This window comes from Pseudomonas sp. PLMAX (genome assembly GCF_046042685.1).
In the GTDB taxonomy this organism is placed as follows: domain Bacteria; phylum Pseudomonadota; class Gammaproteobacteria; order Pseudomonadales; family Pseudomonadaceae; genus Aquipseudomonas; species Aquipseudomonas putida_AE.
This window is the reverse complement of the sequence record NZ_CP064949.1, coordinates 4,631,214-4,652,985: the sequence shown is the minus strand read 5'-3', so window position 1 is coordinate 4,652,985 and position 21,772 is coordinate 4,631,214. Positions and strand designations below refer to the sequence as shown.

General features: G+C 59.7%; 17 protein-coding genes and 3 pseudogenes. 16 read left to right on the top strand and 4 right to left on the bottom strand.

Annotated features, from left to right (window positions below):
• Positions 1–2,248: 2,248 nt before the first annotated feature.
• Together DKB71_RS21050 and potE are read right to left on the bottom strand one after the other, a co-directional pair.
• On the bottom strand, positions 2,249–4,534 hold the full coding sequence (locus DKB71_RS21050) for an Orn/Lys/Arg decarboxylase N-terminal domain-containing protein (RefSeq protein ID WP_408597174.1): 2,286 nt from the start codon (positions 4,532–4,534) through the stop codon (positions 2,249–2,251).
• Positions 4,531–5,940, bottom strand: coding sequence for a putrescine-ornithine antiporter (potE, locus tag DKB71_RS21045; RefSeq protein WP_274076926.1), 1,410 nt, complete (start codon positions 5,938–5,940; stop codon positions 4,531–4,533). The genes DKB71_RS21050 and potE overlap by 4 nt, the downstream gene beginning before the upstream one ends.
• A 182-nt stretch (positions 5,941–6,122) precedes the next feature.
• On the opposite strand from potE, the gene DKB71_RS21040 reads away from it, so the two are divergent.
• From DKB71_RS21040 to DKB71_RS20990, 11 genes and pseudogenes are all read left to right on the top strand, one after another.
• Positions 6,123–6,452, top strand: coding sequence for a hypothetical protein (locus tag DKB71_RS21040; RefSeq protein ID WP_274076927.1), 330 nt, complete (start codon positions 6,123–6,125; stop codon positions 6,450–6,452).
• 202 nt (positions 6,453–6,654) lie between these two features.
• Positions 6,655–7,071, top strand: coding sequence for an organic hydroperoxide resistance protein (locus tag DKB71_RS21035; protein WP_408597172.1), 417 nt, complete (start codon positions 6,655–6,657; stop codon positions 7,069–7,071).
• Between the two features lie 184 nt (positions 7,072–7,255).
• A complete protein-coding gene (gcvA, locus tag DKB71_RS21030; RefSeq protein WP_323629129.1) occupies positions 7,256–8,173 on the top strand; it encodes a transcriptional regulator GcvA in 918 nt (305 codons plus the stop codon).
• Positions 8,174–8,415: 242 nt separating this feature from the next.
• Complete coding sequence (locus DKB71_RS21025) at positions 8,416–9,603, top strand: aromatic ring-hydroxylating oxygenase subunit alpha (protein WP_408597169.1); 1,188 nt, start codon at positions 8,416–8,418, stop codon at positions 9,601–9,603.
• 9 nt (positions 9,604–9,612) lie between these two features.
• A complete protein-coding gene (locus DKB71_RS21020) occupies positions 9,613–11,058 on the top strand; it encodes an aldehyde dehydrogenase family protein (RefSeq protein ID WP_408597167.1) in 1,446 nt (481 codons plus the stop codon).
• 5 nt (positions 11,059–11,063) lie between these two features.
• Positions 11,064–11,228, top strand: a pseudogene (locus tag DKB71_RS21015) (rubredoxin); the annotation flags it as partial.
• A complete protein-coding gene (locus DKB71_RS21010) occupies positions 11,217–12,461 on the top strand; it encodes an FAD-dependent oxidoreductase (RefSeq protein ID WP_408601140.1) in 1,245 nt (414 codons plus the stop codon). The pseudogene DKB71_RS21015 and the gene DKB71_RS21010, both read left to right, overlap by 12 nt.
• 10 nt (positions 12,462–12,471) lie before the next feature.
• Entirely contained in the window at positions 12,472–13,800 is a 1,329-nt protein-coding gene (locus DKB71_RS21005) for an NAD(P)/FAD-dependent oxidoreductase (protein WP_408597165.1), read from the top strand.
• Entirely contained in the window at positions 13,797–14,168 is a 372-nt protein-coding gene (locus DKB71_RS21000) for an ethanolamine utilization protein EutQ (RefSeq protein WP_408597163.1), read from the top strand. The genes DKB71_RS21005 and DKB71_RS21000 overlap by 4 nt, the downstream gene beginning before the upstream one ends.
• A gap of 24 nt (positions 14,169–14,192) precedes the next feature.
• Positions 14,193–15,440 carry an MFS transporter gene (locus DKB71_RS20995; protein ID WP_323629133.1) on the top strand — a complete coding sequence of 416 codons (1,248 nt, stop codon included), beginning with the start codon at positions 14,193–14,195 and terminating at the stop codon, positions 15,438–15,440.
• Positions 15,441–15,668: 228 nt separating this feature from the next.
• On the top strand, positions 15,669–17,345 hold the full coding sequence (locus tag DKB71_RS20990; protein ID WP_408597161.1) for a BCCT family transporter: 1,677 nt from the start codon (positions 15,669–15,671) through the stop codon (positions 17,343–17,345).
• Positions 17,346–17,480: 135 nt separating this feature from the next.
• On the opposite strand, the pseudogene DKB71_RS20985 reads toward DKB71_RS20990, so the two are convergent.
• Both DKB71_RS20985 and DKB71_RS20980 read right to left on the bottom strand, forming a co-directional pair.
• Positions 17,481–17,681: pseudogene (locus tag DKB71_RS20985) on the bottom strand (LysR family transcriptional regulator); the annotation flags it as partial.
• 28 nt (positions 17,682–17,709) lie between these two features.
• Positions 17,710–17,914 (bottom strand): annotated as a pseudogene (locus tag DKB71_RS20980) (HlyD family secretion protein); the annotation flags it as partial.
• 100 nt (positions 17,915–18,014) lie between these two features.
• Between DKB71_RS20980 and DKB71_RS20975 the strand changes: the two are divergent.
• The 5 genes from DKB71_RS20975 to DKB71_RS20955 all read left to right on the top strand — a co-directional run bounded on the left by DKB71_RS20975 (position 18,015) and on the right by DKB71_RS20955 (position 21,762).
• Entirely contained in the window at positions 18,015–18,641 is a 627-nt protein-coding gene (locus DKB71_RS20975) for a TetR/AcrR family transcriptional regulator (RefSeq protein WP_408597159.1), read from the top strand.
• Positions 18,634–19,152, top strand: coding sequence for a G/U mismatch-specific DNA glycosylase (gene mug / locus DKB71_RS20970; RefSeq protein ID WP_408597157.1), 519 nt, complete (start codon positions 18,634–18,636; stop codon positions 19,150–19,152). Before DKB71_RS20975 ends, mug begins: the two co-directional genes overlap by 8 nt.
• A gap of 320 nt (positions 19,153–19,472) precedes the next feature.
• The gene (locus tag DKB71_RS20965; protein WP_408597155.1) at positions 19,473–19,952 is read left to right on the top strand and encodes a hypothetical protein; all 480 of its coding nucleotides are present in this window, start codon (positions 19,473–19,475) and stop codon (positions 19,950–19,952) included.
• A gap of 107 nt (positions 19,953–20,059) precedes the next feature.
• Positions 20,060–20,617, top strand: coding sequence for a polysaccharide biosynthesis/export family protein (locus DKB71_RS20960; protein ID WP_323607915.1), 558 nt, complete (start codon positions 20,060–20,062; stop codon positions 20,615–20,617).
• Between the two features lie 56 nt (positions 20,618–20,673).
• Positions 20,674–21,762, top strand: coding sequence for a hypothetical protein (locus DKB71_RS20955; RefSeq protein WP_274076942.1), 1,089 nt, complete (start codon positions 20,674–20,676; stop codon positions 21,760–21,762).
• Positions 21,763–21,772 lie beyond the last annotated feature (10 nt).

The window sequence follows — 21,772 nt, the reverse complement described above, 5'->3', positions numbered from 1 at the left end:
GCTCCCACTTTGGTTTTGTGCAGCCCTGTTATTTCAGTACCAGCATCCGATAAACCCCGGCCTCGGCTTCAATCCCGTGGGTGTCATGGGTGAACCCTGGGAAGGACCTGTCGAAAGCCTCCTGCCCATAGGCATTTGGACCGACGTAGATCCAGATGTGGAATGAGACCCTTGTGGGAGCGGGCTTGCTCGCGAAGGCGGTGTGTCAGTCAACTGAAATAGTGACTGACACACCGCCTTCGCGAGCAAGCCCGCCCCACATTGGTTTTGTGCAGCCCTGTTATTTCAGTACCAGCATCCGATAAACCCCGGCCTCGGCTTCAATCCCGTGGGTGTCATGGGTGAACCCCGGGAAGGACCTTCGAAGGCCTCCTGCCCATAGGCATTTGGACCGACGTAGATCCAGATGTGGTGAGATCCCTGTGGGGAGCGGGCTTGCTCGCGAAGGCGATGTGTCAGTCAACTGAAATAGTGACTGACAGGACGCCTTCGCGAGCAAGCCCGCTCCCACATTGGTTTTGTGCAGCCCTGTTATTTCAGTACCAGCATCCGATAAACCCTGGCCTCGGCTTCAATCCCGTGGGTGTCATGGGTGAATCCAGGGAAGGATTTGTCGAAGGCCTCCTGCCCATAGGCATTTGGACCGACGTAGATCCAGATGTGGAATGAGATCCCTTGGAGCGGGCTTGCTCGCGAAGGCGGTGTGTCAGTCAATTGAAATAGTGACTGACAGGACGCCTTCGCGAGCAAGCCCGCTCCCACATTGGTTTTGTGCAGCCCTGTTATTTCAGTACCAGCATCCGATAAACCCCGGCCTCGGCTTCAATCCCGTGGGTGTCATGGGTGAACCCCGGGAAGGACCTGTCGAAGGCCTCCTGCCCATAGGCATTTGGACCGACGTAGATCCAGATGTGGAATGAGATCCCTGTGGGAGCGGGCTTGCTCGCGAAGGCGGTGTGTCAGTCAATTGAAATAGTGACTGACACACGCCTTCGCGAGCAAGCCCGCTCCCACTTTGGTTTTGTGCAGCCCTGTTATTTCAGTACCAGCATCCGATAAACCCCGGCCTCGGCTTCAATCCCATGGGTGTCATGGGTGAACCCCGGGACCCTGTCGAAAGCCTCCTGGGCATTTGGACCGACGTAGATCCAGATGTGGAATGAGATCCTGTGTGGGCTTGCTCAAGGCGGTGAGTCAATTGAAATAGTGACTGAAGGACGCTTCTCGCGAGCAAGCCTCCTCCCACATTGGTTTTGTGCAGCCCTGTAGTACCAGCATCCGATAAACCCCGGCCTCGGCTTCGATCCCGTGGGTGTCATGGGTGAACCCTGGGAAGGACCTGTCGAAAGCCTCCTGCCCATAGGCATTTGGACCGAGTAGATCCAGATGTGGAATGAGACCCTTGTGGGAGCGGGCTTGTCGCGAAGGCGGTGTGTCAGTCAATTGAAATAGTGACTGACAGGACGCCTTCGCGAGCAAGCCCGCTCCCACATTGGTTTTGTGCAGCCCTGTTATTTCAGTACCAGCATCCGATAAACCCCGGCCTCGGCTTCGATCCCGTGGGTGTCATGGGTGAACCCTGGGAAGGACCTGTCGAAAGCCTCCTGCCCATAGGCATTTGGACCGACGTAGATCCAGATGTGGAATGAGATCCCTGGGGAGCGGCTTGCTCGGGCGGTGTCAGTCAATTGAAATAGTGACTGACTGGACGCCTTCGCGAGCAAGCCCGCTCCCACATTGGTTTTGTGCAGCCCTGTTATTTCAGTACCAGCATCCGATAAACCCCGGCCTCGGCTTCGATCCCGTGGGCGTCATGGGTGAACCCCGGGAAGGACCTGTCGAAAGCCTCCTGCCCATAGGCATTTGGACCGACGTAGATCCAGATGTGGAATGAGATTCTGTGGGGGAGCGGGCTTGCTCGCGAGGCGGTGTGTCAGTCAATTGAAATAGTGACTGACAGGACGCCTTCGCGAGCAAGCCCGCTCCCACATTGGTTTTGTGCAGCCCTGTTATTTCAGTACCAGCATCCGATAAACCCCGGCCTCGGCTTCGATCCCGTGGGTGTCATGGGTGAACCCGGGAAGGACCTGTCGAAAGCCTCCTGCCCATAGGCATTTGGACCGACGTAGATCCAGATGTGGAATGAGATCCCTGTGTCGCGAAGGCGGTGTGTCAGTCAATTGAAATAGTGACTGACAGGACGCCTTCGCGAGCAAGCCCGCTCCCACATTGGTTTTGTGCAGCCCTGTTATTTCAGTACCAGCATCCGATAAACCCCGGCCTCGGCTTCGATCCCGTGGGTGTCATGGGTGAACCCCGGGAAGGATTTGTCGAAGGCTTCCAGCGCCTTGAGATAGGCCAGCAACGGACCGTCGGCAGCCCCGGCGTTCTCACCCGGCATCAGCAAGGGAATGCCCGGCGGATACGGCACGATACCGGTGGCGGCGATGCGCCCGGCGGCCAGTTCCAGGGTGACCAGTTCGATCTCGTTGCGCACCAGTTTCTCGTAGGCCTCCACCGGGCTGAACACCGCTTGCGGCAACGTGCCGAATGCCTGGGACATGGCCGAGGTGGTCTTGTGTTGCTTCATGGCGGCAAAGATTTCGTCAGCCAGGTCCTTGAGGCCCATGCCGGCGTAGCGGGTCTGGTTACCGGCCAGCAGATCCGGCAGGCACAGCTCCAGTTCGACGTTGTCGTCATAGTCGCGCTTGAAGTCCAGCAGCGCGTTGACCAGGGTGCCCCACTTGCCCTTGGTGATGCCGATGGAGAACAGGAACAGGATGGTGAAGTCGGTGGTTTTCTCGACGACGATGCCCTGGCGCCCCAAGTACGCGGTCAGCACGCACGCCGGGATGCCGGTCGGGAGTAGATTGCCGTCATCACCCATGCCGGGGCTGAGCACCGAAACCTTGATCGGGTCCAGCATGCAGTAGCCTTCCTCGATGTCACCGAAACCGTGCCACACCTCGTTCGGGTGCAGGACCCAGCAGTTCGGCTCGGTTTTCAGCAGCTGCGGATCGACTTCGTGGAACGGCACCGTGGCATTGCCCACCTGCACGGTCGGCGGCTGCCAGCAGGTGAAGAACCAGTCGTCTTTGCTCAGCATCTCGTGGTGCATGCGCGAGATGACCTGGCGGAAAGACACGGCTTCCTCGATGGATTCGCTGGTGAGGATCTGCCCGCTGGGCGCTTCCATCATCGCCGAGCTGACGTCGCAGGAGGCCATGATCGCGTAGTTCGGCGAAGTCGAGGCGTGCATCATGTACGACTCGTTGAAACGCCCGTGTTCGATCGGATTACGGCCGTTTCGCACGTGAATCATCGAGGCCTGGGACAGGGCCGCCAGCAACTTGTGGGTCGACTGGGTGGCGAACACGGTCGGCTTCGACGCATCGTGATCGTCCGGGCTGCCGTGCATGGCGTGGCGGTCGCGGTACAGCGGGTTGAAACGCGCGTAGCCGTACCAGGCTTCGTCGAAATGCAGGCGGTCGACGCTCTGGCCCAGCAGCTCTTCGACGCGGGTGACGTTGTAGGTCAGGCCGTCGTAGGTGGAGTTGGTGATGATCGCGTGGACCGGCGTCGGGTCGATGCCGTCCTTGACCATCGGGTTGTTGGCAATGGCCGCTTTCACGCCTTCGGCGCTCAGGGTTTGCGGGAGGATCGGGCCGATGATGCCGTAGCGGTTGCGCGTCGGCACCAGGTAGGTCGGCAGCGCCCCCGACAGGGTCATCGCGTGCTCGGCGGACTTGTGGCAATTGCGGTCGCACAGGGCGATCTGGTTGCGCGTGACGCTGGCCATGAGGATCACGCGGTTGGACATCGACGAGCCGTTGGTGACGTAGTAGGTGCGATGGGCACCGAACACCTTGGCCGCGTAGCGCTCGCCCTGGCCAATGGGGCCACTGTGATCGAGCAGCGAACCCAGCTCACCGACCGAGATCGACAGGTCGGAACGCAGCAGGTTTTCCCCGAAGAACTCGTAGAACGCCCGGCCCGCGGTGCTTTTGAGAAACGCCGTGCCACCGGCGTGACCGGGGGTGTGCCAGGAATATTCGTAGGACCTGGCAAACTTCACCAGCGCTCCGAACATCGGCGGCAGGGCGGCCTGGCGATAGCGCTCGATGGCCGCCATGATACGTCCGCTGAGGAAGCGGCTGGTGTCTTCGGGCAGCCAGATGAAGTCGTCGGCGTGTTGCATGACCAATAAAGGAATGCTCGACGCGGTGGTCCGGTCGCTGATCAGGAACACCGGCACGCGGGTGTTGCGTTCGCGCAGTTTGACCAGCAATTTGATGCAGTCTTCGTGATCTTTGCTGGTGTCCATTTCCCAGCTGATCAGCACGCATTGCACGGCCGGGTCCGAACGCAGGATCGACGCCGCATCGCTGAGGCTTTCCGAGGCCAGTACGCTGACGCCACGACCCTCTACGTCGCTGACCAACTGATCCAGGGCGCGGCCAAACACCGTGCGCTTGTCCGCCGGGTCGCTGACCAATAGCGCGAGCATCCCGAGTGAATGTTTATAGTCCGTCATGCGTTAACCTCCAGAGTGGCTTTATTCAGGCTGTTCACCGGCACCGGTTTGCCAGTGAGGTGCTGCGCGCTGACAGTTTGCGTCGGCACGCTGTTGTTGAGCGCTTCGAGGCGAATCAGGCGGTTGTTGACGAAGCCGAAAAGCGTGTAGCCGAAGATGGTCGCCACGCCGCCGAGCATCAGCGCCTGCTCGCCCGAGCTGTAGAGCGCCAGGTAGCTGTAGGCCGCGGCCACCCAGGCAATGATGTTGGTGGCCAGCGCCTTGCCGGCCGGTACGTTGGACACCTTCTGCATGGTCATCAGCGCGGCCATGGAGAGGATGTAGGGCACCAGGTTGGTGACCACCGCGAGGTTGACCAGGGTGTCGAACTGTTTACTGAGGTCCGGGCTGATGGTGAGGAAACCCAGCGCCGTTTGCGCGGCCAGCAGCACCAGCATGCCGACGATCGGGGTTCCGGCCTTGTTGGACTTGGCGAAGATCGACAGGAAGTAACCGGTGTCCGCCGAGCTTTTGTAGACCTGGGCAATGGTGAACTGCCAGCCCAGCAGCGAGCCGATGCAGGCCAGCACCATCGCGGCCATTACGATGTCGCCCACCAGGGGGGTGAACATCTTGGCGAAGACCAGGCCGAACGGAGCGGTAGAGGCGGCCAGTTCCGGGTTGTCGACGATGCCGGCGATGACGTTGGTGGACACGATGTAGATCACCGCCGCGCCGAGGGTGCCGCCGAGAACCGCGATCGGTACGTTCTTTTCGGGGTTCTCCACCGCATCGGTGTTGGCGCACGCCGATTCCAGGCCGAGGAAGGCCCACAAGGTGATCGCTACCGAGGCCCCCGCGGCGTCGAGCCAGCCCATGTTGTGCGGGTTCCAGCCAGCGGCGTACACGCTGCTGTCGAACCAGAACCAGCCCACGGTGGACACCAGCACCACCGGCGCAATCACGCCCCAGACGGTGACTGCCCCAATCCGGCCGGTAATCCGCGCACCGCCAAAGTTGGCGAACGTGGTGATCCACAACAGCGCAATGGTCGCCAGGCCCACTTGCAGCGAATCCAGTTGAATGTGGAACAGCTCCTGGATATAGCCGACCGCGGTAATGCTGATCGCCACGTTGGCAATCAACAGCGAGAGGCCATAGGTGTAGTTGGTGATGTAGTTACCGGCCTTGCCGAAGGTGTACTCGGCGTATCCGCCCATGCCCCCCGTTTTTCGGCTGAGCATCCCGCATCGTGCAAAGGCATAGGCCAATGCCAGTGAACCGGTGGCAGTGATCAGCCAGGAAAGTATCGAAATTCCCCCGACTTCCGCGAGTTTAGAGGGAAGTAGAATGATCCCTGAGCCCAACATGTTGACTGCGGTCAACATCGTCAGTTGCCCCACACTCATTTTCTTTGCGACTGACATTCCGTTGCCTCTTTAGTTGGCGGAGAGAGCTTAGCTATAGCAAAGTTTTGAAATGTCGCAAGAAAATGACTTTCGTTTACTGATGCAGGTCAAGGAATTGCACAGAAGGCATTATGCTGGCCCCCATGTTCTTCGCTTGTCGCCAGAATCGCTTCATTTTCAGGCGGTTAGGTGGAATGCAAATGCGCAATGTCTGGGTCGTGCTGATCTCTTTCGGCGTCGCGGGTCTTACGGTTTCTGCCCAGGCCAAGGAACTGAAGCCCGGTGATACTTATATGTGCAGTTGGGGCGCGGGCACCGCGGCAAGAGCCCAGGAACTCAAGTTGTCCGGGGTTTCGCTGTATGCGGCGCGGCAAAAAATCCAGTCGTACAAGTTCGCCAAGTCGTGGATGCGGATGATGGCAATGGGCATTACCGAACAAACTTACGACAGCCCGACGCGGATCAAACCGGCGGCGGTTCGGCAGAGTTTTTATGATGATTGTTTGAAGTACAAGTTGGCGCGTAAGTAAGATCAAGAGATCGCAGCCTGCGGCAGCTCCTACAATACCGTGGCCTGTAGGAGCTGCCGCAGGCTGCGATCTTTTGATTTTATGGCCTTTGTCGGATCGGGCGCCAGGTCGGGCAACGCCGTCTATATTGAATGCCTGGCACCCAGCCGGAAGGCCGATTCACCTGACATTGCATGAACCTCAATTCAATCAGGAGATCATCATGACCCAGCTCGACAAAGTCCTGTACACCGCAAAAACCCACACCACCGGCGGCCGGGATGGCGCATCGCGCAGTTCCGACGGCATTCTCGATATCAGGCTATCGTCGCCTGGCGCCGGTGGCGGCGGCACCAACCCGGAGCAACTGTTCGCCGCCGGTTGGTCAGCCTGTTTCATTGGCGCGATGGGTGTCGCCGCCAAGGAACTGAAAGTTGCACTGCCCAAGGACGTTGCCGTCGACACCGAAGTCGACCTGGGCACCAATGAAGGCGGCTACCTGCTGCAGGCACGGCTGAATGTGAGCCTGCCGGGCCTGGATCGCGAAACCGCGCAAAAACTCGTGGATACCGGCCACAAGTACTGCCCGTACTCCAAAGCCACCCGCAACAACATCAACGTCACGGTCAATCTCGTTTGATTTGAAAAAGGTCCTGGCGACAGTTCAGGGAAGAGCATCGCCAGCGCCTGCAATAATGGCTATTTACCCAATCCAGGTCTGCGTCTGAAGCATCCGGCAGCGAGCTATCGATGCCGCTGTCCACCCGCTACGGCAGGGGCTAGACTGCCGCGATAAAACATAATAACGACGTGACCTGCCTTGTATGAAAATCCACCCTTTACCGCCACTCAACAGCCTGGTCGCGTTTGAAGCGGCAGCGCGGCATTTGAGTTTTACCCTGGCTGCGCAGGAATTGAACGTCACCCAAGGGGCAATCAGTCGACAGGTTCGACTGCTTGAAGACTATTTGGGCAAGGTTCTGTTCGAACGCACCACCCGCACGATTCACCTGACACCGGCAGCCAGCCAATATTATGAAACGGTCCGTGCGTCATTGCTGCAGGTGGCCCAGGCCACGGGTGAAATTCGCCATTGGCAGGGCGCCGGGCAAGTGACGGTCGCCACCAGTACCGCGATGGCTTCACTTTGGCTGTTGCCTAAAGTGAGTGAATTCCAACGGGAAAACGAAGAGATCGACCTGCGGATCATCGCACATGACCAGGTCAAGGATTTCTCTCGCCTGGATTGTGACCTGGCCCTGTATTACTGCCGGACGCCGCCCAGGGACATGCAGGTCACGCCGTTGTTTTCCGAAGAGGTCTTCCCGGTGTGCAGCCCCGCTTACCTGGCCAAGCATCCAGACTTGAGCAAGCCTGAGGACCTGGCAGCCTGCACCTGGCTGTTCCTCGACGACCCGCAGCGGGACTGGATCGGCTGGCCCGAATGGTTCCGCAGCCTGGGTCTGAAAAACGTCGAGCCCAAGCGCCGGATCAATATCAATAGCTACTCGATGCTGATCCAGTCGGCTATCGGCGGACAGGGTATTGCGCTGGCCTGGTCGAATCTGGTCGATGATCACCTGCACAAGGGTGCCCTGGTACGACCGCTCGACACCGTGTTACGCACAGACGCCCAGTTCTGTTTGCTGGAACCCTTGTCGCGTGGCGGCATGCGGCAAAGTGTAAAACGCTTTCGCACTTGGCTGATGAATCAACTTCCAGCGCCGCAGGACGACGAGTAACGAAGTCGCCATGGCTGTCATTCAGACCCACTGAATCACTCTAAGTCTCATATCTCGAACCCTCGGTATTTTTAATGCCGAGCGGCCACTTCGCATGCGTATATTTATGACAAAAAGTCATGAGTCGCGCCGCAAATATCGTTTGTCGTGACACCCCCTGTTTTCCCAAACTGGCTGCCAGCGGACCTTGGCCAATGCGCCTGCCGACCTTCCAATACCGTGCCCAGCAGGGGAGAACAATAATGAGCAGCATCCAGCAAATTCCTGTGCATCAGCTTGAAACCGTCCTCAATCCGATCCACGAAGCGACCGGCCTCGGCAACGAGTTCTATACCGAGCAACGCTACTTCGAGCTTGAGCGCGATCAGGTCATGGGTAAAACCTGGGCCTGTGTCGGTTTCGCGAGTGATCTGGGCAAGGCCGGTTCGGTCAAACCTGTCGATTTCATGGGCTTGCCTTTGCTGCTGATGCGCAACCGCGAAGGCCTGGTGCAGGTGTTCCATAACGTTTGCAGCCACCGCGGCATGAAGCTGGTGGAAGAGGCCGGTGAGGTGCAGGGCGTCATTCGTTGCCCTTACCATTCCTGGACCTACGACCTCAATGGCGGGCTGCGCGGCACTCCCCATGTCGGCGGCATCGACCAGCACAAGGACGATCGCTTCGCCTGTGAAAAACACGGCTTGAAAGCGATCCGCAGCGCGATCTGGATGGACATGGTGTTCATCAACCTGTCCGGCGACGCACAACCGCTCGAAGACATGCTGGCGCCCTTGACCACGCGCTGGACGCAGTTTCTCGGTGAGGACGGCATGAGCCTGCTGCGCCGTCGTCCGGGACATGACGCCACCACGCTGGACATCAACTGCAACTGGAAGCTGGCGGTGGAAAACTACTGCGAAGCCTACCACCTGCCGTGGGTGCACCCGAGCCTGAACTCGTACTCGCGCCTGGAAGACCACTACAACATCATTTTTGACCAGCATTTCGCCGGCCAGGGCAGCTACGCCTACAACCTGTCGGACGTTGCCGGCACGCATCTGCCGAAATTCCCGGCCTGGCCGCTGGATCGCCTGCGCAACGCCGAATATGTCGCATTCTTCCCCAACGTGCTGCTCGGCATCCAGGCCGACCATGCCTTCGCCATGCAGCTGGAGCCGGTCTCGCCGGGACGCACCATCGAACACCTGCGCCTGTTCTATGTGGGCGACGACGCGGCCGGCAGCGATGAGTTCCGCGCTTGCCGCGAGGCGATCCTTGAGTCCTGGAAAGTGGTGTTCGCCGAGGACATCAGCTCGGTCGAAGGCATGCAGAAAGGCCGTCATTCCCCAGGCTACAAGGGCGGGGCGTTCTCTCCGGAAATGGACATCCCGACGCACTTCTTCCACCAGTGGGCCGCGCGTCAGCTGCTCGCCACCACACCGTCTGCCTGAGGAGGTCCCATGTATCCGATAGCCTCCCACTGGCTCAATTACATCGACGGTCAATGGTGCGACAGCGACCAGCACCTGGCGGTGCACAACCCGGGAACGGCCGAGCCGGTCGCGACCATTGCCCAGGCCAGTGTTGCCGATGCCGAGCAGGCGTTGCTGGCTGCCCGTCGCTGTGCCGACAGTGCTGAGCTGACCCGTGCGCGTCCTGCGCAGCGGGTCACCTGGCTGCTGCGCATTGCCGAGGAAATTCGCGCTGTGGCCGATGAGGGCGCCTGGGTGCTGTGCCAGGAAAACGGCAAGCGTCTTTGCGATGCCCGGGACGAGTTCATCGAGGCGGCGCGCTACTTCGAGTATTACGCCGGCATGGCCGACAAGATCGAGGGCACGTCGATCCCGCTGGGCAATGGCTACATGGACTTTACCCTGTACGACCCGATGGGCGTTTCGGCCCAGATCGTGCCGTGGAATTTCCCGGTGTCGATCTGCGCCCGTTCGCTGGCCCCGGCCCTGGCGGCGGGCAATGCGGTGGTCATCAAGTCCCCCGAGCTTTCACCGCTGGGCGTGTGCGTGCTGATCCGCGCCATTGCCAAGGCCGGCTTGCCGGACGGCGCGGTCAACCTGATTTGCGGCCGCGGTCGCGAAGTCGGTGCGTATCTGGTCAGCCATCGCGCTGTCGATCAGATCGTGTTCACCGGTTCCGTACCGACCGGCCAGTCGATCCTGCGCGATGCCGCCCAGCATGCGATTCCCAGCGTGATGGAACTGGGCGGCAAGTCCGCGGCGATCGCCTTCGCCGATGCGGACCGCGAGCAGCTGCTGGCCAGCGTCCAGTCGGGCATCTTCTTTAATGCCGGCCAGGTCTGTTCGGCGATGTCGCGGCTGCTGGTGCAGCGCGAGATTTATGAGGAGGTGGTCGAGGCCGTCGTCGCCATGGCCCAGGGGCTCAGCGTCGGCCTGGGTCAGGACGACGCCGACCTCACTCCCGTGGTCAGCGCCGGGCAACTGGCGGGCATCGAAGACTTGTGCCGTCGCGCAGTGGAAGACGGCGCGATAGCGGTCACCGGTGGTGAAGCCTTCGCTGATCGGGCCGGGCATTTCATGCGCCCGACCGTGTTCCGCGACGTGACCCCGCAGATGTGCATTGCCCAGGAAGAGGTGTTCGGGCCGGTATTGGCCATCATGCCGTTCGACACCGAAGACGAGGCGATTGCCATCGCCAACGGCACTGAATTCGGCCTGGTGGCCGGGGTGTTCACCCAGGACATCAGCCGCGCGATGCGCTGCACCCGCCGCTTGAAATCCGGCCAGGTGTTCGTCAACGAATGGTATGCCGGCGGCATTGAAACACCGTTTGGCGGCGTCGGTCTGTCGGGCTTTGGTCGGGAAAAGGGCCAGGAAGCCTTGTACAGCTACGTGCGCACCAAGAACGTAGCCATCCGGGTGGCGGGGGAGTGAATAGTATGTTCAAGACCTGGCTTTGCATCGTGTGTGGCCTGATCTACGACGAGGCCCTGGGCTGGCCGCAGGACGGCATCGCCGCCGGCACCCGTTGGGAAGATGTCCCCGAAGACTGGATGTGCCCCGAATGCCACGTGGGCAAGGCCGATTTCGAGATGCTCGATATCAGTGAGTACACCCAGGCGGCCGCTGTCGCCAGCGTGCCGCTCAGCGCGCCGCCGCTGCCTGTCGCCGCACCGTCGCCGCGTCAGCCGATCGTCATCATCGGCAGCGGTTATGCCGGTTACGGCCTGGCCCAGGCGTTGCGCAAGGTTGACCCCAAGGTGGAGATCCGCGTGCTGACCCAGGAGTCCGGTCACCTGTACTCCAAACCCGCGCTCTCGATCGGGCTGTCCCAGGGCAAAAGCGCCGAGGCTTTGTCCGGCGAATCGCCGCTGGCCATCGAGCAGCGTCTGAACCTGCGTGTCTATCCACACTGCAAGGTACTGGGCATCGACAGTTCGGCGCGGCGCCTGCGCACCAGCTTCGGTGACATGGAGTACGGCCAGCTGGTCCTCGCCAGCGGTGCGCAACCGATCCGCTTGCCGATCCAGGGCGATACGTCAGCGCTGATCAGCGTCAATAATCTGCAGGACTATCACGGCTTCCGTGAGCGCCTGGGCGGCGTGCGACGTGTTGCGATCCTCGGGGACGGCCTGATCGGCTGCGAGTTTGCCAACGACCTGGCCCACAACGGTTTTGACGTCGATGTCATCGGTCTGGGCCGCTGGCCGATGGAGCGCCTGTTGCCCGTCGACGCCGGGCAGATGCTGCAGCACGCGCTGGGTGAACTGGGCGTGACCTGGCATCTGCAGAACACGCTGCACGCCATCGACGCCAGCGAGCAGGGCTATCGCCTGACACTCGCCGATGGTCGCACCCTGGAGGCCGACCTGGTGTTGTCCGCCGTCGGTCTGCGCCCCGACCTGAGCCTGGCCGAAAGTGCCGGCGTGGCGGTTGGACGAGGCATTCAAGTGAATGCGCAGCTGCAAACCTCTGTGCCGGGCATCTACGCCCTGGGTGACTGCATCGAGATTGGCGGACAGCTGCTGCCTTACCTGGCGCCGATCAACCAGGGCATCCAGGCGCTGAGCAAAACCCTGCTCGGCCAACCGACCGCCGTCGACTACCCCTTGATGCCCGTCACGGTCAAGACCCCGGCCGCGCCGCTGTGTCTGTTGGCGCCTGCCATCGCTTGCGAAGGCGAATGGCGCTGCACGCCGACCGAGGATGGCTTGTGCGCCGGTTTTTATGACGCCCAGGACCAGCTCAACGGCTTTGTCCTGCTCGGTCGCCAAGCGCAAACGCAACGCAGCGCATTGCTGCAATCCTGTCAGCACACCCAGCAGGCTGTCGCCTGAGGCCAGACCCATGAAAAACACGATCAACCTGCCTTATGACGATGCGAGTTGCGGCTGGTATGCAGCGCTGCCCGAACAACCGGCCTGCAAGCGCCTGTCCGGCGAACAGCGTGCCGACTACGCCGTGATCGGCGCAGGCTTTGCCGGCCTGGCCGCGGCCCGTCGCCTGGCCGAACATCATCCGCAAGCCCGTATCCTGTTGGTGGATGCGCAACGGGTCGCCCATGGGGCTTCCGGGCGCAACTCGGGCTTTGTGATCGACCTGCCGCACAAGTTCGCGCTGGAGCATCCGGACCCCGCGCACAAACAGCGGTTGCTGTCGCTCAACCGCTCCGCGATTGCCCAGCTGCAAGGCCTGGTGCAATCCCGTGGGATCGAATGCCAATGGTCCCATGCCGGCAAGTACCAGGGCGCCGTCGGCGAACGTGGCCTGGCCTACCTGGAGCATTTCGAACGGCTGATCAGCGACCTTGGCGAACCGTTCCGCCGGGCCGATAGCGCCGAGCTGGCCAAGGTGCTGGGCACCGGTCATTACAGTGGCGCGATCTACACCCCCGGTTGCTACCTGATGCAACCGGCGGCGCTGGTCACGGGGCTGGCCCGGACCTTGCCGGCCAATGTCGAGTTGCTGGAAGAATCACCGATCCAGCGCCTGGAGCGCGACGGCCGTGGCGGCTGGATCCTGCACGGCACGGCAGGGCAGATCCGTACCCCACAGCTGCTCCTGGGCACGAGTATCTTCACCCAGGAGTTCGGCTATCTGCGCAATCGCCTGTTGCCGGTCATGACCTTTGCCAGCTGGACCCGCCCGTTGACCGATGCGGAACTGGCCACCTATGGCGGCCAACTGGACTGGGGACTGACCCCGGCGGATCACGCCGGCACGACGGTGCGCATGACCCAGGACCGCCGCCTGATCATCCGCAACACCTACAAGCACGTGCCCAAATACGGCCGCAGCACCAGCGATGCCATGCGTTCGAAAATACAGGACTCGCACCGCAAGGCTTTCCTGGCGCGTTTCCCGCAGCTGGCCGGGGTGCCTTTCAGCCATACCTGGGGCGGCGTCTACGCCATCTCGCGCAACTTCACCAACTTTTTTGGCGAACTGGAAAACGGTGTCTACGCATCGGCGTGCGACAACGGCGTCGGCGCGGCCTGGGGCACCATCTCCGGGACGATGCTGGCCGATCTGGCGGTGGGTGCCGATTCGGTACAGCTCAACGATATCCGCGCGGTGACCGGCATGCCGTCGCTCAACCCGCCGGAGCCTTTTCTCGGCCTGGGCGTTCGCTCGCGCATTCGCCTGGCGGCCTGGAACAGCCGGAGTGAGCTATGAGCCAGGCGGATAACGGCAACCGCCGGGTGCTGCGCATCGACCATCAGGACCTGGACTTCACCTTTCGCGGCGGCCCGCCAGGCGCCGCGTACGTGGCGCGAGCCCTCAGCAACGAAGTCTCGCCGAACATCGGCGTGGGTTTTGCCCGCTGGGAAGATGCGCAAGTGGCCTGGACGGTGCTGTACGACGAGGTGATTTTCGTGATCGAGGGTTGCTTCGAATTGCGCGTTGGTGACGAGCTTTTTGAGGTCACGCCCGGGCAGTTGCTGTGGATTCCCGAAGGCACCGAACTGGTTTATGGCGGGCATGCGTTGTTCGGGTATGTGGTTCACCCCGGCAACTGGAAGCAAATTCACGGCTTGGCTTGAAGCGCAATTCTCGGGGATCGCACGGTGATAAGACTGACAAAAACCTTCGGTGCTCTTTATCTGGCCAGCCTGTTGATGCAGCTGGGATCGACTTTGCTGATGACCTATCTGGCACTGCGCCTCAATGCGATGGGGGCGAGTGAAACGGCTGGTGGTGCGTTGATGGCCGCCAATGCCCTGGGGATGGTGCTGGGTGGCTGGGTCGGGCGCAGCCTGATCGCACAGGTCGGGCATATTCGAACCTATGCGGCCTGTGCCGGACTGATTGCGGCAGCGGTTCTGGCGCATGAGTTCAGTACGTCCCTGCCTTTCTGGCTGGTGCTGCGGGGGCTGGTCGGGCTGGCCATGATGTGCCAGCTGATGGTGCTGGAAAGCTGGCTCAACGACCAGGCCCGGACCGAGCAGCGCGGCAGCGTGCTGGCGCTGTACATGGTCGCCAGCTACGTCGGCATGATGCTTGGTCAGTTGGCCTTGAGTCTCGACGAGGGGTTGGGAATCCGTGCGCTGTTGGGTGTGGCGATGGTGTTTGCGCTGTGCTCGGTGCCGGTGGCACTCACTCGCAGCGCCCATCCGACGGCGGTGCCCGCGGCTTCGATCGACCTGCGATTGTTTGTGCGGCGCATTCCGCAATCCCTGGTGACGATTCTGGTGTCCGGCATGATCAATGGAAGCTTCTACGGGCTGGCGGCGATCTATGCCAGCAAACAGGGACTGGAAACAGCACAGGTCGGCCAGCTCATGGCGTTGACCATCGGTGCCGGGCTGTTGGCGCAGTTGCCGTTGGGCTGGCTCTCGGATCGTCTGCCTCGGCCAAGTCTGATCCGCGCGGTGGCGGTCTTGCTGGTGCTCATCAGCCTGCCGCTGGGCTTCAATCAAGCGCCTGCATTCGTGACTCTGCTGTGGTTCGGCTCGGCGATCGGCTTTCTGCAGTTCTGCCTCTACCCGTTGGGCGTGGCGTTGGCCAACGACAACATGGAGCCGCAACTGCGCGTTTCGCTGTCGGGCATGTTGTTGATCACCTTTGGTGTCGGCGCCTGCATCGGTCCGCTGATTGCGGGTGTGCTGATGGAGTTCTTCGGCACCTCAAGCTTCTACTTTTTCTATGCCGGCAGCGCCGCGTTGCTCGCACTGTGCGTAGGCCAGGCGAAAGTCACGGGCAAGCACCTGCAAAAGGATGCGCCGCTGCATCATCCGGTGACGCCAAACGGGATTGCCAGCTCTAACCTGGTTTCGGTGGCTGACCCCCTGGGTGAGTGCGTCGACGGGCGTTAAGTGGAGGAGGGCGAGCCGGATTTATTGATGCGTTTTTCTCATGAGTCGGTGATTAAAAATGGTTTGAACGATGGTCAGGTTTCAATCATCTTGGCGATGCTGCCAAAACCGAGTTAGACCGGAATTAATCTGAAGATATACAGCGCCCTGATGTCATTCGATATCAAGGGGTCAGTATCTTGCGGAATACTCTCTAAAACCCTTAAACAAAAACAAAAGGGGAAAACAATGCGTGCGCAATCAGGCGTGTTAAAAGGCTTGAACCCGAATGTAACAGTCGCTTCGATATTGGCGGTGATCTCATTTGTTCTGTTTTGTGCATTTAAAGACGAGCAGGCAGCCAAGGCCTTTGAAATGGCTTCGGTGTTTATCCTGCATAACTTTAAGTGGTATTACATCGCCCTGATCAGTGGCGTACTCGGTTTGCTGCTGTATATCTCCGTCAGCCGTTTCGGCAATCTCAAACTGGGCACCGAGCACGATCGGCCCGAGTTCAGTTTCGCTTCATGGATTGCCATGCTGTTCAGTGCGGGCATGGGCATCGGGCTGATTTTCTGGTCCGTGGCCGAACCCATGCTGCACTATGCCGACAACCCGTTTTCCAAGGGGCTGACGGACGAGTCGGCTACCCTGGCGATGCGCATCACCCTGTTCCACTGGGGCCTGCACCCATGGGCGATCTTCTCCATGATCGGCCTGAGCCTGGCCTACTTTGCCTACCGCAAAGGCTTGCCGCTGGCCCTGCGTTCGCTGCTTTACCCGCTGATTGGCGACCGCATCTACGGCTGGATCGGCCATGTTGTCGATATCATGGGTGTCGTCATTACGGCCTTTGGTGTTTCGCAGTCCCTCGGTCTGGGCGTTGCGCAGATCAATACCGGGCTGCATCAGGTATTCGGTATTCCGGTCAGTATCGGATTGCAGTTATCGATCATTCTGGTTGTGAGTATTATTGCCTGCATTTCGCTACTTGCCGGGCTGTCAAAGGGTATGAAGCGTATTTCCACGCTTAATATGTACCTGTCATTTATTTTGATGTTGGCGGTACTGGCTATCGGTCCAACTCGTTACATCCTCAACTTGATGTTCGAATCCACCGGCGACTATGTACAAAACATCGTCGGCCTCAGCTTCTGGATGGACACGCAGAAAGACAGCGAATGGCAAAACTGGTGGACGGCGTTCTACTGGCCGTGGTGGATGACCTGGGGTCCTTTTGTCGGCCTGTTCATTGCGCGGATTTCCAAAGGCCGGACCATCCGGGAACTGGTGATCGGGGCGCTGGTGGTACCGACCATGGTGACCATTTTGTGGATGTCGGTGTTCGGTGGTGCTGCGCTGAAAAACGAACAGCAGGATCGCCAGGCTTATCAGGCATCCGTTGCCAGCCAGGTTGTGGGTCAGGAGCAACCGAAGTTCGAAGGCGGCACGGTGCTGCTTGCCACCAAGAAAGAAACCACGGCGGCGATGTTCACGCTGGTCCAGTCACTGGATGGCCCTACTGTTGGCGCCGTTCTCTCGATACTGGTGTGCGTGTTGCTCGGTGTGCACTTTGTCACCACGGCAGATGCCGGAACCCAGGTGTTGTGCACCTTGTGTGCCCTGGGCAGCACCAATCCGCCCAACTGGATCCGGTTGCTGTGGTGCATTCTGGAAGGGGCGATTGCGGCGGGCCTGCTGCTCGCCGGGGGACTCAAGGCCATTCAGATGGCGAGTATCGCCGCCGGATTGCCGATCGCCATGTTGCTGCTGGTGATGTCGTACACCCTGATTCACAGCTTGCGCAAGGAGATGCCGAGTGTGCCGGCGTGGACGCCTGCGGCAGAGGTTTTGCCGGGAATTGAGCGCCGTGAATCGGAATCGAGTGGGGTGCTTGTGGCTTCGTTGGCGTCTGCACAGGCTTAAGGCGCGCCATCGTTGGGGTATTCCCCCCCATGTTGTTAACAGTGTTGGTCCGGCGCTGCGCTGTTTGGCGCCGGGCTAAATCCCTAGCATCGTCTCTACCGAATGAACCAACCCGGTTGGGTCGACACTCCATCCTCAGAGGTTTTTAGTTTTTTTTGAAGAGCGAGCAATTTTGTCATCGGCAGCCAACAACCCGGGCAGGCAGTCCTTGAGAAACTCCACCCAGGTTTTTATTTTTGCATCGACGAATTTTCGTGAAGGGTAGATCGCAACCAGATTCAACTCTTCAAAATGAAATTGCGGCAATACCCGTACCAGGGTGCCTGCCTTGAGGCCGGCCCGCGCTCATGAATGGCCCGGGACCGAACTCGGTGGCGACCAAGGTTTTCTTGCGGGCAAAATCCCTTCTGGTCGAAGTCCGCCGACTCCTTGGCCGATTGCCGTTCAACCTGCTGTTGACGGCAGCTGGCCTTGAGCCCATCGATGCGCCGCCGCGCCACACTCAATTGCGCCTGGGCACGCTCGATCGTGATCTGCAGAGGCGTGGGGTCGAGGCGAAACAGCACTTCGCTTGAACAAACATGAATCATGGAATTCGTGGTTCCTTATTTTTGTGCGATGGTGTAAAAATATCCCTGCATCCACCTTCCTGCAAGGATGTTGTACGACATGGCACAAAATAAAGTGACAGAGGGCAAACGCCGTGGCCGGCCCCGCGCGTATGACCCGCAGACAGCGCTGCAACAAGCCCTCGGTGTGTTTTGGAGCACTGGCTATTCCGGCGCCTCCCTGGACAGCATCGCCACGGCGGCCGGAATGAATCGCCCGAGCCTCTATGCGGCCTTCGGTGACAAACATGCTCTTTACATCAAGGCGCTCGAGCAGTACTGGGAGTTTGCCGCCGCCGACATGCAGGCCGCGCTGAGTGACAGCACACTGACCTTGCGCCAGGCACTGATGCGTTTCTATGAGGGGCAGCTGTCGATCTACTTCTCGGGCGAGGGCCAGGCACGCGGCTGTTTCGCGATTGGCACGGCAACGACCGAGGCGGTCGAGGATTCGCAGATCCGTGAGGTGCTGGGCGATCGCCTGGGCAGGCTGGATGCGGACCTGGAGGCGCGCCTGCGCACCGCCATTGAAGCCGGCGAATTGAACAGCGATGTCGATGCAGGGGCGCTGGCCGTACTGGCTTCATCGCTGCTGCACAGCATTTCGATCCGTGCGCGGGCGGGCAAGTCCCGGGCAGAACTGACGGCGCTCGCATCTAATGCGGTCGATGTGATCTGCGGTGGGTGAGGAGCTCGACGATATATTGGCGCAGCAACTGGACGTGGTTTTTTGTGGCATCAACCCCGGCGTGACGGCCGCGGCCCAGGGGCACCATTTTGCCGGGCGCGGCAATCGCTTCTGGCGCACCCTTTACCTCGCCGGTTTTACGTCACAGCAACTGTTACCGGAACGAGACAGGTCCATCCTCGAATATCGCTGTGGTTTGACCGCGGTGGTCGAGCGACCGACGGTGCGGGCGGATCAGCTGTCGACCGATGAATTTGTCGCGGCCGCGGCGGCCTTCGAACAAAAGATAAGCAGGTTTGCGCCACGTTTCGTGGCATTTCTCGGCAAGGCGGCGTACTGCGCCTTGTCCGCCCAGCGCGACGTTGCCTGGGGGCCGCAGCCGAAAACCTTTGGCAATGCCGCGGTCTGGGTCCTGCCCAATCCCAGTGGGCGAAATCGCGCCTTTACCCTTGAGCAACTGGTGGATTCCTACCGCCAACTGTACGTGGCTGCAGGCGCGCGCCTGTTTTAGCGCGAGGGCGTCGCTTGTCCCATACGAAGCGATCAACGTATCACTCGACGGCATCTTCATTGCATTCTTTTAAGTGAACGTCGTGCGTTTGACAGCGTTTTTTTGCGAGGCTGCTGCACACAGAATCACTTGCTGTCTCTGGCACATTGCTTGGATCCATTGCGGCGTTTTTTTGACGTTATCCGGCCGGGTTTTATATTTCTATTTATTATTGTGACGTGCTATTGACGTACTGGCTATCTGCTTATAGGCTCCATTTAGCCTGATTCAGATTTCTTCAACCGACCAATTGCAAACCCTCAGCGCAGGGAGGCGGTTATATGCGGACGACAGTTTTCATTAAGTTGATGGTGTTATTTGCGACTCTGAATGGAGTAGCCGCTTCCATTGCCCACGCGGCCAATTTGCCCAATGAAATTAGTCGCATAAGCAGTGCTTGCGAAGGGGCACGGGCTCAAGCCGCCGTGGCTTCGACAGGGGCTGCCACTGCTGCCACTGCCAGCCTTGGCACAGACCTTGGTGGCTCTTCGCCAGATACCCAAAGTGCTCAACTTGCGAGCGCTGATACTGGATCCAAGTCGGGAGCAAATGCTTCCGTCAATACTTCAGCGTGCGACGGTTTAATGGCGAAAGTTGCCACGCAGGCATTCGCGATCGATCCAGTCCAGGACAAGGGACTGACTGGAGAAACGGCGTTCCACGACACTCAACCCAATGCACTGCCGGTCTCTGCGGTTGTATGGTTATTCTCTTCCGCACTATTGGGATTCATCGTTGTTGCCAACCGGCGCAAGATCTAGGTGCCAGTTTTACGAGACAGGTTTTTCCAGGTGTTACAGCTTTAAAGAGGACGCTGATTGTTACGGTTGATCCTCATTAGATGTGCTAACCAGGCGGAGGAATTCAGATGCTGCGTTTACTGTTACCTGCACTGTGTGCGCTGGCTATTGTGCCCAGCGTGGCCCGTGCCGCCGAAGACAGCCCCTATCTCCTGAATTCTGGAGATAAGGTTGAAGTGTCCATCTGGGGCGAGCCAGTGGAGAAATTAGAGCGCGTCGATGTGCTGCCCAATGGCTACATCACTTTGAAGCTGGCAGGGCCGGTCAAGGTCAAAGGGCTTGATACGTCTCAAGCTGAAAAGATAATCACTGAAAAACTCACCAAATATTATCCCGATCCGGTGGTCAGCGTTGTTGTCACCGAGGCCAAGGGCAATGTCGTCTATGTCCAGGGCAAAGTACTCAAGCCTGGCAAGGTGCAGTTGGCCGGTGATACCGATGTCCTGCAACTATTGGGCGAAACCGGGCCCCTCGACAAGTTTGCGGACAAGGACGAAATCAAGCTCTTGCGGCGCGAAGGGAAAACCCAGAAAGTAATGCCCGTTGATTACAGCGCTCTCATTTCCGGGAGTGACATGTCCACTAACTACGAACTTAAGGCCGGCGATACGCTGGTCGTTCCCTGACATTGCGCGATGCATTAAGGATTAACTTGCGTTCATTGCAAACAACCGGAGTGGTGATGGCAATATTGACTTTGCCATGTTCCGGCATGACCTACGCCGGCACCTGGCAGTCGGAAGTTGCGCTGCCCATGACAGTCGAGCACGACAGCAATCCATTGCTGTTGACGAGTGACGAGAAAGCGGTGACTCGAACGATCATTGCCCCCGATTACACGCTGGTGGGTAATTTTGATCGGGATCAGTGGAAGTTTGGCCTCGGTGTCAATGTCGAGCGCTCGTCCGACACCGACGTCGTGTCCAATCGAGAAGATCCGAGGCTGTCGTTTGGCTGGCAGCGTGAGACCGAAAAGGGTAGCTATGGACTCACGGCGAGATACATCGAGAGTTCGACGCTTTCCACGGAAGTCCAGCAGACCGGTGTAACAGACTCGACCGACGGCACGCAGAAGCTCTCGAACATCGGCGGTAACTGGCGAAGTGCGGTGACCGAGCGCAGCACCCTGGTCAACGAAATCGACCTCACCCATGTCGAATACGACACCGATTCGCTGACCAACTACGATGAGCTGACCAACCGTTTCAGCTGGCTTTATCAATGGAATGAGCGGACCGAACTGTTCACCCGTTTCGAAGCGACGCGCTATGAGCCCAAGGACGAGACCACCCTTGGCTCTTCGAACAGCTACACCCCGGTGGTCGGCGTGAACTACCAGATCTCGGAGCGGTTCACGGGATCGGTGTACGGCGGCGTCAACAAGGTTTCCGACAGCGACAGTGGCCCCACGGGCCAGGGTGGCGTGAACCTGCGTTACACCGGTGAGCGTTTCGAGTCCTTCGTCGAAGCCAGTCGTAGCACGATCGCCAACGGCGAGGACGGCTTGGTCGAATCCGATGAGCTACGGGGTAATGTGAGTTATCTGCTCGACGAGACCAGTCGTGTCGGTGTCGATGGCTCCTGGCAGGAAACCAAAGGGGATGCGCCCAGTACCTTTCGCACATACGGCGCTTATGTGAGTCGCGAACTCTCGCCTTTTTGGCTTGCACGCCTATCCTTCACCTACAAAGAGCGCGAGCGAGACGGCTTGCCAAACGCCGATGCCAACATCATAGGGATGACCTTGATCTATAGTCACCCCGACTTCTGACCTTCAGCAG